The organism is Psychrobacter sp. Pi2-52 (assembly GCF_904846705.1).
Taxonomy (GTDB): Bacteria; Pseudomonadota; Gammaproteobacteria; order Pseudomonadales; family Moraxellaceae; genus Psychrobacter.
In genome coordinates, this window is the sequence record NZ_CAJHBS010000032.1 from 1 (window position 1) to 18,183 (window position 18,183).

13 protein-coding genes are annotated in these 18,183 nt (G+C 41.2%); 8 read left to right on the plus strand and 5 right to left on the minus strand.

All coding sequences use genetic code 11. The features are described 5' to 3' along the window. Positions 1-354: 354 nt before the first annotated feature. The 5 genes from dnaA (at position 355) to JMY00_RS12805 (ending at position 8,365) form a co-directional block, all read left to right on the plus strand. On the plus strand, positions 355-1,794 hold the full coding sequence (dnaA, locus tag JMY00_RS12785) for a chromosomal replication initiator protein DnaA (RefSeq protein WP_201580427.1): 1,440 nt from the start codon (positions 355-357) through the stop codon (positions 1,792-1,794). Positions 1,795-1,954: 160 nt separating this feature from the next. Further along, the gene (dnaN, locus tag JMY00_RS12790; RefSeq protein WP_160021028.1) at positions 1,955-3,130 is read left to right on the plus strand and encodes a DNA polymerase III subunit beta; all 1,176 of its coding nucleotides are present in this window, start codon (positions 1,955-1,957) and stop codon (positions 3,128-3,130) included. Positions 3,131-3,267: 137 nt separating this feature from the next. Beyond that, positions 3,268-4,479 carry a DNA replication and repair protein RecF gene (recF, locus tag JMY00_RS12795; RefSeq protein ID WP_201580428.1) on the plus strand — a complete coding sequence of 404 codons (1,212 nt, stop codon included), beginning with the start codon at positions 3,268-3,270 and terminating at the stop codon, positions 4,477-4,479. A gap of 517 nt (positions 4,480-4,996) precedes the next feature. Continuing rightward, the gene (gene gyrB / locus JMY00_RS12800; RefSeq protein WP_201580429.1) at positions 4,997-7,612 is read left to right on the plus strand and encodes a DNA topoisomerase (ATP-hydrolyzing) subunit B; all 2,616 of its coding nucleotides are present in this window, start codon (positions 4,997-4,999) and stop codon (positions 7,610-7,612) included. A gap of 126 nt (positions 7,613-7,738) precedes the next feature. Beyond that, positions 7,739-8,365 (plus strand): manganese efflux pump MntP family protein, encoded by a 627-nt coding sequence (locus JMY00_RS12805; RefSeq protein WP_201580430.1) that lies wholly within the window; start codon positions 7,739-7,741, stop codon positions 8,363-8,365. 106 nt (positions 8,366-8,471) lie between these two features. Here the strand turns inward: JMY00_RS12805 and rlmF are convergent, their stop codons facing one another. Together rlmF and JMY00_RS12815 are read right to left on the minus strand one after the other, a co-directional pair. Then, a complete protein-coding gene (gene rlmF / locus JMY00_RS12810; protein ID WP_201580431.1) occupies positions 8,472-9,509 on the minus strand; it encodes a 23S rRNA (adenine(1618)-N(6))-methyltransferase RlmF in 1,038 nt (345 codons plus the stop codon). Positions 9,510-9,596: 87 nt separating this feature from the next. Then, positions 9,597-10,352 (minus strand): LysE family transporter, encoded by a 756-nt coding sequence (locus JMY00_RS12815; RefSeq protein WP_201580432.1) that lies wholly within the window; start codon positions 10,350-10,352, stop codon positions 9,597-9,599. Positions 10,353-10,606: 254 nt separating this feature from the next. Here JMY00_RS12815 and JMY00_RS12820 point away from each other — a divergent pair, with 254 nt between their 5' ends. Continuing rightward, complete coding sequence (locus JMY00_RS12820; protein WP_201580433.1) at positions 10,607-11,407, plus strand: crotonase/enoyl-CoA hydratase family protein; 801 nt, start codon at positions 10,607-10,609, stop codon at positions 11,405-11,407. Between the two features lie 194 nt (positions 11,408-11,601). On the opposite strand, the gene JMY00_RS12825 is transcribed toward JMY00_RS12820, so the two are convergent. After that, complete coding sequence (locus JMY00_RS12825; RefSeq protein ID WP_201580434.1) at positions 11,602-12,420, minus strand: hypothetical protein; 819 nt, start codon at positions 12,418-12,420, stop codon at positions 11,602-11,604. A 366-nt stretch (positions 12,421-12,786) separates the two neighbouring features. Between JMY00_RS12825 and JMY00_RS12830 the strand changes: the two genes are divergently transcribed. Both JMY00_RS12830 and guaA read left to right on the plus strand, forming a co-directional pair. Then, entirely contained in the window at positions 12,787-13,944 is a 1,158-nt protein-coding gene (locus JMY00_RS12830; protein ID WP_201580435.1) for a MalY/PatB family protein, read from the plus strand. 221 nt (positions 13,945-14,165) lie between these two features. Beyond that, complete coding sequence (guaA, locus tag JMY00_RS12835) at positions 14,166-15,776, plus strand: glutamine-hydrolyzing GMP synthase (protein WP_201580436.1); 1,611 nt, start codon at positions 14,166-14,168, stop codon at positions 15,774-15,776. Between the two features lie 470 nt (positions 15,777-16,246). Here guaA and JMY00_RS12840 read toward each other — a convergent pair whose 3' ends face one another. Both JMY00_RS12840 and JMY00_RS12845 read right to left on the minus strand, forming a co-directional pair. Then, positions 16,247-17,053 carry a hypothetical protein gene (locus JMY00_RS12840; RefSeq protein ID WP_201580437.1) on the minus strand — a complete coding sequence of 269 codons (807 nt, stop codon included), beginning with the start codon at positions 17,051-17,053 and terminating at the stop codon, positions 16,247-16,249. Then, positions 17,050-18,183, minus strand: a 1,134-nt coding sequence (locus JMY00_RS12845) for a hypothetical protein (RefSeq protein ID WP_201580438.1), incomplete at its 5' end; no start/stop codon positions are given. The genes JMY00_RS12840 and JMY00_RS12845, both read right to left, overlap by 4 nt.

An 18,183-nucleotide genomic window follows, 5' to 3' on the forward strand; every position in this document is an offset into this window, starting at 1 on the left:
ATATAAATATAGTATTGTTATTATTGGGACCATGATTATCTGTGGTTAAGTCTGGTTTCCTTTTTATTATCAATTTACTAGGCTATGGGTAAGCCTGTGGATAAACTGTGGGTTAAATATGGATAACTAGCTCATGAAAGTTATACACAAAATTGTCCACAGTCTTATCCACAAAAAACAAGGTTTTATCCACAGGGTATCTGTGTTAAATTAGGCGCTACTTGATATATACCTTCGTATAGGGTGTTAGTACGAACTCTTTGGTTAGTTGTTACGTGTAATATCGAGGCTTAGATAGCAAGTTATATTGCTAAAAAATAACTATTATTTCAGATTACAAGGTCAGTACTTTTCATGATAGACACAGCAAATATTTGGGATAAATGTCTAAACGATTTGCGTTATAACGTCAAAGACAACGTGTTTACTATGTGGCTGAGACCTCTATCAGCTCATCAAGAAGCGCAAACTTTGATTATTCTTGCTCCCAACGATTATTTTGTGACGTATATCAAGAAGAATCATCTTCAAGATATTCATCAATTGGTGACCAAACACAGCCAAGGTAGTATTGAAGAGGTCGTCGTACGTGTTGATAATGCTGGCCGCAATGTAGAAGATAACAGTCAATCAGGTTCTTTGTTTGTAGAAGACGAGGTCTCCCCTACCCCATCCGAACATAAATTTGAATCTATTCATCATAACAACGCCAAAGCAGATATAGATGCGAACATGCGTCATAATGAGCCAATTGAGTCTGCTGATACAAAATCATTAAGCTATCTGAACCCCGAATTTACTTTTGAAACCTTTGTTACAGGTAAGTCCAATAACTTGGCTTACAAGGCTTGTTATGAGCTTAGTAAGCGCCAATCAAAAAATCGTCACAATCCCTTATTTATATACGGCCCTTCTGGATTGGGAAAAACGCATTTAATGCATTCTGTAGCTCATCGCTATTTAAAAAATAATCAAAGTTTTTATTATTTCACTTCTGAAAAATTTATTAATCAATTAGTTTATTCATTAAGAAATAATAAAATAGAAGATTTTAAAAAGAAAATAAAAAAAGTAGATTTATTAATTGTAGATGATATTCATGTATTGGCAGGAAAGACTAAAAGCAGTAATGAGTTTCTAACATTATTTGCAGATTTTACTAGTGGTGATAAACAGTTGATTTTAGCCTCTGATCGACATCCTTCCCAAATGACGGAATTTGATGAACGATTTAGATCACGGTTTTCTTGGGGATTAACAGTCGCTGTTGATCCTCCTGAGATTGATACTCGAGTACAAATTCTGCAGAAAAAAGCAACCTCCTACGGAATGGTGTTACCAAAGGAATGTGCACTATTCATTGCACAAAATGTGGTGTCTAATGTCAGACGTTTAGAAGGTGCCCTAAATCAGGTGTTTGCCAATGCTAACTTAACAGGGGCACAGATTACTCTTGAAATGGTGCAATATGCGCTTAAAGACATCGTTGCGATGCGTGTGCAAGCAGTGAATATGGATAACATCCGTAAGATAGTTGCTGAGTACTATGATGTCACGGTCAAAGATATTATGGGGCGCAAACGTACGCGTAGTATTGCAAGACCACGTCAAATAGCGATGGCTTTGTCGCGTGAATTAACAGGCGATAGCTTCCCTGAAATTGGTCAGTCATTCGGTGGACGCGACCATACGACGGTGATGCATGCTTGCGATAAAGTAAATGAGTTAAGAGCAGCAGATCCTGCATTTGATAAGGATTATAAAACCCTAGCTCTGATGTTACAGGCAGGATAAAAGCGACAGATATCGTTGTATTCTAGTGGATACAGATGGTTTATAATATCGAAAATACAAGTGCACAGATACTCTGTAGATTATCGTCAGCATACAAGGTATTATTGAGTCATTACGAAAAATTTTTATAAAAGAATCATTCAAATAAGAGTAACTAAGCATGCAATTATCGATCAATCGAGAATCTTTACTAAAAGCTATCAACTTGATCGCCAAAGCCGCTGATAAACGCCACAATATGGTTATATTGGGTAATATCAAGCTACAGCTATCAGAATCTGAGCTTATCTTAACAGCGTCAGATTTAGAGGTAGAGCTGACATCGACATTGAAATTGCCTGCTGGTGCTTGTGTTGAAGCCGGTACAACGACGCTTCCTGCAACCAAGCTAAAAGATATTTGTAAATCGCTACCTGCCCAGGCGCAAGTTAATCTAGCAACTCAAGCAAATGAGCGTTGCTTGTTAACTAGTGGTAAGAGTCGTTTTACATTAGGGACACTACCAAGCGAAGACTATCCGAGCTTGGGTAACCCTGAAAATATCACACCTCTGACCATTAGCCGTAATCGTCTGACAGATTTGATTCATAAAACACAGTTTGCAATGGCGATTCAAGATGTACGCTATTACTTAACAGGTATGTTATTTGACGTTTCACAGCAGCAACTGACAACGGTAGCAACAGATGGCCATAGATTGGCATTAGCTCGTAGTGTGATCAATGTAAGCGCAGATCTCAATATGCAGGCTATCTTGCCACGTAAGGCAGTGATTGAGCTTGAGCGTTTAGCTTCTGAGCTTGGTAAAATGTTGGGTGATCAGGACAACGCAGTTACTCTGAGCTTCGGTCGAGAGTTTTTACAAGTAAGTTTGCCATTTGGTGATGTCGATAGTGCAGGGCAAGTTAGCCAAGATCTAATGGTAACATTTACCGCACGTTTGATTGATGGCAAGTTCCCTGATTATCGCCGTGTGATGCCGAGCAATACTGATAAATTAGCTTTATTTAGTCAAGAAAAAATGACAGACGTACTACGTCGTGTTGCCATCTTGAGTAATGAAAAATCTCGTGGTGTGGTCTTTAATTTTGCTAGCGATGGTATGGTCGAAGTACGTGCCAACAATGCTGAGCAGGATGAAGCAGTCGAGATGATACAAGCTAAGTATCAAGGTGAGCCAATGGAGTTGTCATTTAACGCTGCTTATCTGCAAGATGTATTAGGCGTCATCCAAGGCGATTTACAAATGCATATGAGCCAATCGAATGCCTCTGTATTGGTTAATCAACTAAATGATGAGTTCCATCAGTATGTCATTATGCCAATGCGTATATAGAGTGTTTTCTTTAAAAATAAATAGAATTGAATAGAAATAGTACGTTTTAAAGAGCTTTATTTTCAATACTGAATATTGATTTTTAATAAACTTTTGCCTGCTAGATTAGTAGGCTTTAATGGGCGGCTATCGATACCATGATTGAACGTCTACAAATATCCTATCTTAGAAACCTTACTCAAATCAGCTTAGAGCCTGCTGTTTGCAATGTCATTATCGGTGCAAATGGCAGCGGTAAGACCTCGTTGCTCGAAGCTATATTCTTGTTATCAAGAGGTAAAAGCTTTCGCCATCACCAGCCTAAACGTTATATCCAGCATCATCAGAATAATACGACTGTTCATGCTAAGATCAATGATAGTCGTACTTTAGCTATTCAAAAGCAAGCAGATGCTACGACTATACTACGCCTCAATCAAACCACTGTTTACAACCAAAGTATCTTGACAGAGCAGCTACCTACGTTACTGATAGATCCATCGTCAATGGATATGTTGGAGCAGGGAAGTGCGAGCCGTCGACAGCTGCTAGATTGGTTAGTGTTTCACATGAAACAAGGGTTCCATCCACAATGGATGGCTTATCAACGTCTCCTAAAACAGCGCAATAGTTTACTAAAAAGTACTCGTCATTTAACCCAAGTACAGCTTGCTGAGCTGAAATCATGGGATAAAGGGTTGAGCAACCACGCTGCTTTGATTCATCATTATCGCGAGCAAGTATTTACTGAATGGCAGCCTTATTTTGCCAAGAGTATCGTACAGCTATTGCCTTCTTACGCTGAGCAACTGAGCCTGAGCTATAACGCTGGTTATGACACCAGTGTCGCGCTAGATGTGCAGCTTAATGAGCGGTTAGAGCAGGATTTGCAATTGGGATATACCCGTATAGGCAATCATCGTGCTGATATTCATGTGTATTGGCGTTCTGATGAGTCTGTGAACGATCAAACGACAGATGCCAGAACAGCAGCTTCAGCACATAGTGTTCAAACCAAATTACCGACTTTAAAAGAGCAGGCAGCAAATGTATTGTCTCGCGGTGAAAAGAAACTGCTAATTACTGCACTGCGCCTATCGCAACTACCACTGTTGCTAAACGATAAAGAGCGCAGTGACTCACTCAATGATAATTTATCATCGAGAGCGACACCTGTTGTGCTCCTAGATGATATCACTGCAGAATTGGATGATAGAGCTATAGAAATACTGCTATCGACCCTAGCTAAACTCCCTTGCCAAGTATTTATGACCAGTCTAACAGACGATATTTTACCTTTAGTTAATGAACTTTGGTCACAACCAAATCAGTTTCACGTGAAACAAGGTGAGATTCTGTTTACTAACTAATATTTCATTCTTCTGCTTATACTTTTGACGATAACCTATCTACTTTCACCTCTCATTACTCATTACTCAGTACACTAGCCACTACTATTTGTCCTAACAGTTACTATGTTAAAACAACCTTCCTAAGACCGTAAAACTCTCAGTAAACAGTGACTTAGAAGCAAAAAAATGTTAAAATAACCCTTTATTTTTGTCCTGTGCTCAGCAATTTATTTGACAGCATCATAGAAAAGATTTCTATTTTTCAAATATCTATAAGTGATTGATAGTTATGTATTTTATTTATTTCAATAGTTTTAACAATGGCTAGAAAAATAAAGACTATTACTAATAAGTAATTTACTAATTTTATCTCTGTGCGGCCTTTTTTGAGGCTAACGGTGGTTAGTGGTTTAGCTGCTCATATGCACTCTAGATTATGAATAATAGACGTTAATGCTAAGATACCATTATGTAGCGGACTTTTATAAGTGCGCTAATCGTAAATGGCTGATTATGGCTAGATTAAGGAATGTACATGAGTGATTCATTACCTATTGACCACGAGCAATTGATAGACGACAGTGCTACTGAAGCCGCCGTGCCTACTGTAGTTTCAGAAGTGTTGCCTTCTGATTATAGCTCTAAAGATATTCGCGTATTGCGTGGGTTAGAGGCCGTACGTGTGCGTCCTGGTATGTATATCGGTGATACCGATGATGGCACAGGCTTGCATCATATGGTCTTTGAGGTAGTGGATAACTCTATCGATGAGGCGCTGGCTGGTCATTGTGATCAGATCGATATCGTTATTCATGAAGATGAGTCTGTCAGTGTGATGGATAATGGTCGCGGTGTGCCTGTTGATATCCATCCAGAAGAGGGTGTATCAGCGGCTCAGGTTATTATGACTGTCCTGCATGCGGGCGGTAAGTTCGATGATAATAGCTATAAAGTGTCAGGTGGTTTGCACGGTGTGGGGGTATCAGTAGTTAACGCTCTGTCTCAAAAGCTTGAGATGAATATCTGGCGCGAAGGCTATCACTACCATCAGACTTATACTGATGGCGTACCTGATAGCGATATCCAACAGATGGAAGCAACCGATCAAACAGGTACACAAATCCGCTTTTATCCTAGCAGTGATGTGTTTACTGGTACTATCTTTGAGTACGATATCTTGGCAAAACGCTTACGTGAGCTGTCATTTTTGAACTCTGGTGTGCGTATTGTTTTGACTGATGAGCGTATTGATAAGCGTCATGAATTTGAGCATAAAGGTGGCTTGCTAGAGTTTGTTAGCTATATCAATGCTGGTAAAGACGGTATCAACGAAGTATTCCATTTTACCAGCCAGCAAGATGATGGTATCAGCGTAGAAGTCGCGCTACAGTGGACAGATACATATAACGAAAAAGTACTGTGTTTCACCAACAATATCCCGCAAAAAGATGGTGGTACTCACTTATCAGGTTTCCGTTCAGCATTGACGCGTTGCTTGAACAGTTATATGGATCGCGAAAATTTATTTAAAAAAGAAAAAGTAGCCGCAACGGGTGATGATGCTCGTGAAGGCTTAACTGCAATTGTCTCTGTAAAAGTACCAGATCCAAAATTCTCAAGTCAGACCAAAGATAAGCTAGTATCAAGCGAAGTGAAATCTGCTGTTGAATCAGCGATGCATGATAAGTTCAATGACTATCTGTTAGAGAATCCAAGTGCTGGTAAAGCTATTGCTAATAAGATTATCGATGCAGCACGTGCACGTGATGCAGCACGTAAAGCACGTGAAATGACACGTCGCAAGACCACTTTGGATATTGCAGGTCTACCTGGTAAATTGGCTGACTGCCAAGAAAAAGATCCAGTATTGTCTGAACTATACATTGTGGAGGGTGACTCTGCAGGTGGCTCAGCTAAACAAGGTCGTAGCCGTAAAACGCAAGCAATTTTGCCATTAAAAGGTAAGATTCTGAACGTCGAGCGTGCTCGTTTCGATAAGATGCTATCGTCTGCTGAAGTGGGTAACCTGATTACTGCATTAGGTTGTGGTATTGGTCCTGATGAGTATAATCCTGATAAAGTACGCTACCACAAAATCATCATCATGACCGATGCCGATGTTGATGGATCGCATATTCGTACGTTGTTATTGACGTTCTTCTTCCGTCAAACACCTGAATTGATCGAGCGTGGTTATGTATATATTGCTCAGCCACCGCTATACAAAGTGAAAAAAGGTCGTCAAGAGTTATACCTAAAAGATGATGAAGCGCTTAAAGCGTATCTATTGTCTTCAACGATTGATAATACCAAGCTACATATCAGTGCTGATGCGCCTGCGATTACTGGTCAAGCGCTTGAGACACTGCTCAATGACTACAACCAGACACAATTGATCAAAGCGCGTTTACAGATTCGTTTCCCAGCGGTGATTTTGGACGCATTGACGCATACGCCAAAACTTAGCACTGACATGACTTATGATGAGTCTGCCATGCAGGAATGGAAAGCAGCGATGCAGACTAAGCTGGATCACTTCGGTAGCGATCTAAGCCCTGAGATTGAATTGGTTAATATTCATGCACCGCAGCCAAAGAATATGGATGCAGCCGCAGCAGATTTATTGGGTATGACGCCAGTAGTAGGTACCGCAGAAGGCGAAGCGTCAGATAGTGAGGCTTTATCTACCAAGGCACAGTGGCTACCACGCGTCACGGTATACGTGCATCAACTGGCACACCATTATCTATTAGATGCTAGCTTTATCAACTCTGGTGAGTATGGCAAACTGCTACGTTTATCAAGCGAATGGAATACGTTGCTTGAGAGCGATGCCTTTATCCGCCGTGAAGCGTCTGCGGGGACGACTAAAGACATCCCAGTACGCGACTTCGATTACCTATGGCAACAAATGATGCTGGATGCGCGTCGTGGTTTAGCTATCCAGCGTTACAAAGGGCTAGGTGAGATGAACGCCGACCAGCTGTGGGATACAACGATGGATCCTGAAAACCGTCGTATGCTACGCGTTACGATCGAAGATGCTATCGCTGCTGACCATATGTTTACCTGTTTAATGGGTGATCACGTTGAGCCGCGTCGTATCTTTATTGAAGAGAATGCGCTAACAGTATCGAACTTAGATATCTAAATTTAAAATTGGTTACTGACAATTTATAAAAATACCGCTTTAATATTCAAGGCGGTATTTTTGTTTCACGTGAAACTCATTTGTTAGCGTTGCTATTACTTAATAATTATAATTTGTGGGAATCAAATGGTTGAAGTAATTTTACTCGCTATTGCTTTAGCGATGGATGCGTTTGCAGTGTCAATAGGGTTGGGTGCTAAGGCACAGAAATACAGTCATCAATATGTACTGCGCTTGGCTATCTATGCTGCGCTTTACTTTGGTATCGCTCAGGGCGTAATGCCTCTTACTGGATACTTATTAGGTGCGGCAATGTTGGGTTGGCTGGCCGCTGCTGCACCTTGGATTGGCGGCACTATTTTGATTGCTCTAGGTAGCAAAATGCTTTATGAAGTGTTTACTGCTGATGAGTCAGATGATGACAGTGATGATCTGGACGTCAATGATGATGCTATTAACACTGATAGTGATACAGTAACAGCCACGAGTAAGCATGGACATATCAATCACCGCACTATGTTTACGTTAGCGGTTGCAACTAGTATTGATGCAATGGCGGCAGGGTTTACGCTGAATTTATTGGCACTGAATGCGTGGTTAGCTTGCTTAATTATCGCTGTAGTAACTGCTATATTTGGCTGGATCGGGGTCTATTTGGGACGTCGCTCAGGCACATGGCTAGAGGATAAAGCTGAAGCATTGGGCGGTATCGTGCTTATTGCAATTGGTCTAAAAGTGCTGTTTTTTAGCTAATTTATTTAGATTCTTACTGAGTATTTATACAAAAGTACCACTTTGAATATCAAAGTGGTGCTTTTTTGTTTCACGTGAAACTCGAGTTAGTAATTTTGCTTGATGATTACTCTTCGTCAGTGTCAAAGCGCCAAGCTAGTACGCGAGTGCTTTTCTGACCTTGGCTCATCTCGATGATACGCATTTGAGCGACGTTTAGCTGCTTTAATAACAATTGCAATGGCTTAACGTTTTCAGATTTTGATACTAAGGTTGTGAACCAACCAACGTGTTCTGCAAAGCTCTGGCTTTCTTTTGCCATTTTGGTCAAGAACGCAATTTCGCCACCTTCACTCCATAGCTCTTTGTGCTGACCGCCAAAGTTCAGGTTTTGCGCAGCGTTGCCTGATTTGGTTGAACTGCGGCTGATTTGCTCGCTTTCATTCTTACCACGATGGCGCTGCAAATTATGCTGCTTTCGGCTATTGGCTTCCATCGCTTCTTCTAATGAAGCATGAAACGGAGGGTTACAAACCACGACATCAAAATAGTCTTGACGACCAATGATGTTTTTAAAGATAAATTTAGGCTCAGGCTGTAGCTTTACTTTAACAGCACTCTTTAGCTTTGGATTGGCTTCACAAATTAGCGCTGCGGTATTGACCGAGATAGGGTCAATGTCACTTGCTGTAAAGCGCCAGCCATAGCTCTGACTACCAACGATAGGATAGATAGCACTCGCCCCAGTACCGATATCAAGGGCGTGAATTTCCTTACCCGTTGGCGGTGTATTATCAGCATTTACGTGAGTGGTTTGCGCCAACAAGTCCGCGATATAGTGAATATAATCGGCACGTCCAGGAATAGGCGGGCATAGATAGCCTTCAGGAATATCCCAAAATTTAACCCCGTAATAGTTTGCCAACAGTGCTTTATTCAGCACGCGAACAGCCTGATGATCCGAGAAATTAATCGTCGGCTCACCTTTAGGGTTGGTAATAGTATGCTTGGCAAGCTCAGGCAACGCGCGAGTCAATACCGCAAAGTCATAGCGACCCTGATGTGGGTTGCGCGGATGTAGCTGACCGAGTTTTTTGGCGGTCGCCGGCGATCTGTTTCTGTGTTTACTATTTGCAGGGTTACGGGTCATGGGCTTACTTGTCATAATGTCAGGCTACGATATATGGATATAAGTAACCAGTGTAGCAGATTTCGCAGGTTGCTAATTGTTTATCCGCGCTTTATCGGTCGCTTATCGATGACGCAATATCAAGTTGAGCCCTAATACGATCATCGCAGTACCCAATACACGGTCGATCCAATGCTCAAACCTTTGGAAGCGTCGATGTACCGCAGGGATAGAGAGTAGCATGACGACCGTACTAAACCACGCCATCTGTAACACCATCATCCATACACCATAAATAGCCAATTGCCAAAGCGGGATATTAGGCGACAATACAAGAGTAAAGATAGCTACAAAATAGACAGGCGCTTTTGGATTAAAGACATTACAAAGAAATCCGCGACGTAACGTAGCAAAGGTCGATTCGTCATTACTAGGCGATTTTTTGATAGAGGTTTCTTTGGTTGTAGGTGTGGTCTGGCTAGCAAGCGAATCTTGCGAAATGTGAGCGCTTGAACCTACTTGCGGGTCTGCTTTTTCTAAAGCATGTGTTTTTTCTAAAAGGTGATCAGTCTCTAAATCTGCTGGTTTTTTAGGTTTGGCTTGGATACCTTGCCAACCTAAATAAATCAGATAGCCGCCCCCCAACCATTTAATAGTAGTCAATAATGGCTGCGAATGAGCAATGACAGTCGCCAGTCCTAATACAGAATAGATAATATGGACGGCAAGACCCAAGGTAATACCGAGACTACAAATCAAACCTGTGCGTCGGCCTTTTGCTAATGTCTGCTGCGAGACTAAGACAAAATCAGGGCCAGGTGAGGCCGCAGCCAATAGATGTACGCTAGTGATGAGCAAAAAACCGTGCCAAAATTCCATAAAATACTCTAAACAATACCTAGACCTGCATCATAGTTGCACTTATCGCAAATGAGGTCAAATTTTATCGATTTACACTTTATTCGAGTCAGTTCTATTGCTTGTGTTATCGCGCGAGGGTGTCTATATTAAAAGTGGGTTTATCGACAAATTTCTACGAATGAAGTACCGAGATTCGACTATACCTATTGTATGACAACCTATTATATAACCACTCATTATATAACAATGATTATTTCAACAAGGACAGCACCATGACTACGGACAGCAACGCCACAGAAAACCGCATCACTTATAACACCCAAGGCCATGTTTGCCTTGTCGGGCTAAACCGTGCCAACAAACGCAACGCCTTTGACAGTCATATGATTGCCCAACTGTCTGACGCCATGACTCGCTACGAGCAAGACGACAACTTACGCTGTGCATTAATATTTGCCCATGGAGATCACTTCACTGCTGGGCTAGATTTGGTAGAGCTACAAGACAAGCTAAACGATGGCGTGTTTGAGTTTAATGACGAACAAATCGACCCATGGGGTATCAGTGGAAAACTGCGTACCAAACCAGTGGTCGTCGCGGTAAAAGGTACTTGCTTCACTGTGGCTATCGAGCTGATGCTAAATAGTGATGTGGTCATCGCTAGTGATAACTGCAACTTTGCTCAAATGGAAGTCCAGCGCGGTATCATGCCATTTGGCGGGGCAACGGTACGCTTTGTCGCAGCGGCAGGCTGGCAAAAAGCCATGCCATATCTGCTTACTGGTAAAGCATTCGATGCGCAAACGGCAGATAGACTGAATTTGGTCAGTGAAGTGGTGGCAAATGGGACTGAGTATGAGCGTGCATTAACGCTTGCCCAAGAGATCTGTAAAGCTGCACCTTTAGGTGTCAGAGGCGCATTGTCGTCAGCGCAAGATGCTAGCCGTAATGGCGCAGCGACTGCATTGGCTAATATCCATAGCTATCTACCACCGCTGTTTCATTCAGAAGATGCGAAAGAAGGCGTAATGGCGATGGTTGAGAGACGTGAGGCTGAGTTTAAGGGGCGTTAATACTTATAAATTTTAAGAGTTGTTTCCCATACGCAAAAGATAAAAGTTCGACACGTGCACTTACCTTTTAAACTTCCGTAAAAATCTTATTTAATCAAATATACCACTCAAAAAAAACCTCGCAATCGCGAGGTTTTTTGTTTTATCTAGTATGACTGACTACAACAGCGTCAGTGTGGACCACTCAACTATAATTATTTAGCTTTTTGGTAGTAGTCAACCATCATAGTACCTAAAGTGCCGTTGTCATCGATCGTGACGATTCTGACCGTACCTGATTGTGCTGCGGTACTCGACTGCACTTGTCCAGCGTTACCTAAGACGACTTGGTTGTCTTTGGATGCTTTTGCCTCATTACCGATAGCAATACTGTTCATGCCGCCTGCCATAGATTTATTACCGACCGCGACTGAAGTTGCGCCTTGAGCTGATGACGCTTCACCGACAGCGGTAGAGCGCATACCGCTTGCATTGGCTAGATGACCAAACGCTTGTGCGCGCTCAGCGGTGGCTTTTGACTGCCAACCGATAGACGTTGAGCCTAGACCTGCAGCATTGGCTTCACCGCCTACGGCAGTGGCTGAGTTGAGACCTGCATTGGCTTTATTACCGACAGCAACCGTATCATTATTGCCACCTGCCATGGCTGCTTCACCGACAGCAGTAGAGCGTACACCGCTCGCATTGGCTAGATGACCAAAAGCTTGCGCACGTTCGGCAGTGGCTTTTGACTGCCAACCGATAGAGGTTGAGCCTAGACCAGCAGCGTTAGCTTGACCGCCAACGGCAGTAGCTGAGTTTAATCCTGCATTGGCCTGACTACCGATGGCAACGGTATCATTGGTGCCGCTAGTTGTGGCAGCGTTGCCGAGAGTGATAGCGGTGCTGCTAGTTGCGTTTGCAGTCTGATGGTCAGTTCCTGTTGCCATAGCAGTGCAAGAAGCGGTTGCGGCAATGGCAAAGGTGAGGGCACTAATCTTTAGTACTGATTTCGGTAAAAAGTCCATTTTCATTCTTCATTCCTTTTTGTTAGCCTTGATGGCTTATTAGATAGTTTGGGTAGATGTTGATAGATTATAATCATGGCAACATCAGCGCACTCTGGCATAAATAACTTTACGATAGATAGAGTCCGAAACCTTAATGTAGCATTATTTTTTAACCATTATTCAAATAATGTTTACTTTATATCTTTGAAGGTTATTTAAGCCGATAAATGGATAATTAGAGTCTAAAAGCACTTTAATTATTTGTAAAAAATCGAATACGCCTTAATCTACTAAAGCAGATAGCGTAGCGTATATTTATAATATAGTGCACATATTGCGCTGTGTTTTTGACGTTCCAAGCTATTATTATTCCAAATAAGAAGAGTACCAATGCAATATAACTTTGATGAAATAATCGACAGACGCGATACCGGTTCACTCAAGTGGCACTATAACGATGACACGATTGCGCTATGGGTAGCAGATATGGATTTTAAGGCTGCCACACCGATATTAAGCGCGGTTGAGCAAGTCATGCAGCATGGCATCTTGGGTTATACCAAACCTACTGACGCTTTATATAACTCGATTATTAACTGGCATGGTAAGCGTTATGACTTGCGGTTAGAGAAGCAGAATATCTTGTTTTCCCCTGGTGTCGTGCCAAGCCTAGCGCTGATGATGAATGTCTTTACCAAGGTAGGCGAGGCGGTAATGGTCAATGATCCTATTTATACACCGTTTATGACCAAGGTTGAGGGCCATGGCCGCAAGCTTGTGCTCTCTGCATTAAAGGAAGTTGAAGGTAAATATCATTTAAATTTGGCTGATATCGAAGCCAAAATCATCGAACATGACGTTAAGCTGTATCTACTCTGCAATCCGCACAATCCGGGTGGGCGCGTGTGGACGGTTGATGAGCTTGAAGCGCTGCTTGCGATTTGCAAAAAGCACAATGTGGCGATTGTCAGTGATGAGATTCATCAAGATTTAACCTTGACTGGTCATACGTTTACGCCATTTCTGATACTTGCAGAAGGCTATGAGCACAACGTCGTCAGCCTGACATCAATGACCAAAACCTTCAATATCGCAGGTATCAAAGGCTCGATGATATTTGCTAAAGATAAAGCGCTAATCAAAAAAATCAGTCAGCAGCAGCAATTAAATGATGAGTACGAGCTGAACCTATTTGCGTATACAGCCATGCGTAGTGCTTACGAGCACGGCGGTGAGTGGCTAGAGCAGGCGCTTAGTTATATCGAAGCCAATATTGAATTGACCGTGCAGTTTTTAAATGAGCATTTGCCTGATATTAAAATCATGCGCCCAGAAGCATCTTACCTAATTTGGCTAGATTGCTCAGCATATAGCCAAGACGATCAAGCATTATATGAGGCGCTTAGAGCTGCCAAAGTTGAGCTAAACGCTGGCATTAAATATGGTGAGGAAGGATATTTAAAGATGCGCCTAAATGTGGCCTGTCCTAAAGCAATATTGAGGGAAGGTTTGAATCGTATGCACTTAGCTTTGAGTGATGTTACGTAGTAAACCTAGCAAATGACTGATAAACAGAGAGGAAGATAGTTTCCTCATAATTGGGTTTGCTGTCTACTCTTTGCTTATTTTTGTCATTGCTTAGAGAGTAATTATTCAAATTGAGGGTATGTGCCAATAATAATCGCGAATAATTAACCATCTAATAGCCAATAGAGGGCGTAAACTTGTTAAAATAGGGCACCAATTTATCTATTGATGGATATCGATTTATGACCACTGCTGCTGCCACTCCTGCAATCAAAGAAGATCGCATCTTAATCCTCGATTTTGGCTCGCAATATAGCCAGTTAATCGCCCGCCGTGTGCGCGATTCAGGGGTGTTTTGTGAGATGTTCCCTTATGATATCGACACTCAGCGCATCATCGATTTTGGCGCAAAAGGCGTCATTTTGTCAGGTGGCCCTGAGAGCGTCCACGCAGAAAACAGCCCACGTATCAACGATGCGGTATTTGATCTAGGCGTGCCAGTACTAGGTATCTGCTACGGTATGCAAGCAATGGCAGATCGTTTTGGCGGGCAAGTTCATGCCAGTGATATTCATGAGTTTGGTGCGGCGACTATCGAAGTAAATGGTCACTCGCAGCTGACTGACGGCATCGAAGACAGCAAGACTGACGGCGCTGCTGCCAAACTAAACGTTTGGATGAGTCATGGTGACAAGGTCATCGAAGTACCTGAAGGCTTTGACATCATCGCTAGCACGCCAAGCTGTCCGATCGCGATTATGGCAAATGATGACAAGCAATACTACGGCCTACAGTTCCACCCAGAAGTCACGCATACGCTACAAGGTCAAGAGCTGCTTGGTCGTTTCGTGCATCAAATCTGTGAATGTGCAGGTGAGTGGACGCCAGACAATATCGCTGATATGCGTATCGCACAGTTAAAAGAGCAAATCGGTGACAAGCAAGTATTGCTAGGTCTATCGGGCGGTGTTGATAGTTCAGTCGTTGCCGCGCTATTGCACAAAGCCATTGGCGATCAGCTGACTTGTGTGTTCGTTGATAACGGCCTATTGCGTCTGCATGAAGGTGACCAAGTCATGCAAATCTTTGCAGAAAACATGGGCGTAAAAGTCATCCGTGTTGATGCAGAAGACTTGTTCTTAAACGCATTGGCTGGCGAGTCTGATCCAGAGAAAAAACGTAAAATCATCGGTAAGACGTTCATTGACGTATTCGCTGATAGCGCGCGCCAAGTGAGTGAGCAGAGCGATGGAAAAGTCGTTGAGTTCTTAGCACAGGGTACGATTTACCCAGACGTTATCGAATCTGCCAAGTCGCATCAAGGCAAAGCACACGTGATTAAGAGTCACCATAACGTAGGCGGTTTGCCAGATGATTTGGCATTTAAACTGATTGAGCCGTTACGTGATTTGTTCAAAGATGAAGTGCGCAAACTGGGTATTACTTTGGGTCTACCAGCCAAAATGATCTATCGCCATCCGTTCCCAGGTCCAGGTTTGGGCGTGCGTATCCTTGGTGAAGTTAAAAAAGAATACGCTGATATCCTGCGTTTGGCAGATGCTATCTTTATGCAAGAGCTTGAGCGTTCAGGCTGGTATGACAAGACTGCACAAGCATTTGCGGTATTCCAACCAATCAAATCTGTCGGCGTGGTCGGCGATGGCCGCCGCTATGCGTGGGTAATCGCGCTACGTGCGGTTGAGACTGTTGACTTTATGACCGCTCGTTTTGCGCATCTGCCATACGATTTGATCGAGACTGTATCGAACCGCATTATGAATGAAATCGCTGAAGTATCACGCGTGACTTATGATGTTTCGAGCAAGCCACCTGCAACGATTGAGTGGGAGTAAGCCCTCAGTCAGAGCAAACTAAAAATCTAATTAGTTCAATATAGCAATGAAAAAGCACTCAACTTGGTTGGGTGCTTTTTTTGCTTTGAGATATTGTATTGAATAATAGTAGCTTCGATGTTATCAATTTTATCTGTTAGTCTAATATTAAACTCTATAGTGAGTCCTAAATAAAAAGAGTACAGCTTTTACGGTGTGCTACTGGTATAAATTTCCTTTGCTTGCTGTGCGACTCCGTCATTCCAGAGGCTGCACAAAATTTATCCCAGTAGCACTGTATTTATTTTATAGTGGATCGACTATAGATAGGCGTGAGCTGTGCTGTGGAATTTTTTAAATATTTTAAAGATGAGAAACTTATTGCTTAGAAAAAGTAAAGATTTTATATCTTATGATACCGTCATATATAACTATTTAATTCTAATTTCTAGTCAAAGACCATAGTTATTGATACAGTTACTCTAACAATATTAGTTGTCTAAGATAACGAAAGAAATATAACTTCTATCATCATAACTATTTAATTCCCTATTCAGTCCTTTGGTTTGCTTATTGATAACAAAGCAGTTTGGATCTCTGTTTAGCATCTCCTTTAAATATGCTTCACTTTTTTGCAAATTAACAAATACTTCTGGGTAGCCATCACTTGCAAAAATAACATGGTCTCCAGCTCTCACATTGAACACATTAATCATTGAATCATTAATAGGCGTTCCATTTAAAACAGCATAGCCGTATGTTCGATTTACATTTTCAAACTTATACTGCTGCTCTAACAAAGGCTGGATGAATGCTCTGCCATGATCTTCACTGAAAATTTGCTCTATAGACTTATCACTATGATAAAACTTAAGTACATCACTTCTGATATTAGCCAATAGAGTATCGACCGATTTTGATTTGGTTATCAGTTCATTATTTATCATCACTTGACAGTCACCGTATGACCATATCTGACCATGATAGGCGCTATAAATCACTATAGAAGCCTTTAATAAATTATTCTTATCTATTGTATCTAAAGATGCCTCAGCTAAAAGTACGTTATTAAGTGCGTCGAAAATTTCTGCCTTTGATAATTTATGACTTAGTGTTGGCAACGCTTTGATGATGATATTTTTGGCATGCTCACCGCTTTTCCTACCTTCCCAAAGCTTATGGCCTTTAGCAGTAACGCCGTCAATCAACACGACAAAGTGCTCGCTGACATAGATGCCATCCTCGCATCTAGTACCGTCTTTATATTTACTGGATATAAATTCTTCGATTATTTTCATAAATTACCAATTTCCATTAGCGTCAGAAGATGAGCAAGGGTTCCAGATACTGAAGGAAGAACAGCATAAGACTCATTGTTGAAAAATATAGAATCTGGAGAAAGGTAAAATTCGCTTTTCTTAGACAAATCTAGAAATGCTAGCCTGTTGCCATCAACAATAGTTTCATATTTTTTGTCTTCTATTTTTAAGTTTTCAAGGAAGTACTCTTGAACTTGTTCTTCACTTTCATTTATTTCAATATAAAACAAAAACTGGGGTTTTCCACCTTCTATAAGCTCCCTATATATAGCTATCAAATGTTTATCTATCGAAAAATCATGGTGGTCTATAATTAATCCTAACTCATCATTTATTTCTTCGATAACAGCTTTTTCAAGACCTTCTAGATGAAAGTTATAATCTTCATCGATACAATATCTTGTTTTTAGCGAAGCAGCTACACTTGAACCTAACGTTCCTTTTCCAATTGATACATCCATACTACGTTCAACAAAGACAATTTTATTATCACTAGTTTTTATAAATATATTGAAGCCTAGATGGTTTGAAAGTAATGAGTTCTCGAGTAAATCTACATAGGGTCCTGGATTCAGCATATCTCTAACAGATATACCATTTGGCAATGGGAAGTCGATTACTCTATTGGTTACTAAAGAGTCATAGTATTGCGTTCTCGATGTATTAAGTATCACAGAGTCTACATCTTCTGAAATACCATCTAAACGGATATTTATTTGATTATATAACGTCGAGGTAGAGTGAGCATCCATTAGGTGTTTATAATTGTCTTGAATGATATCTGGGAGGGTATATCTCTTATTTTTATTATCTTCAATTTTAATGGATTTGATTCTCAAACTGTCTTTAGTCATATCTTTTTCGATTATGACTGGAAATGTATATTGATCTTCTTCTTTTGTATGCTTAGTATCTACCTTTGTACGGAATAATTCTTTATTGCTAGAAGAACATGATTGATTATCATAAGTTACAAAATTCGTTTCAAGGGGATACCTCCTAATCAAAGCGTTATAATCTCGTTCGATTTTGATATAATCTTCAATTTTATTTATAAAAAAACTAGATATAATTTCACTAATTTTTTTTAATAAATATAGTGCTAAAAA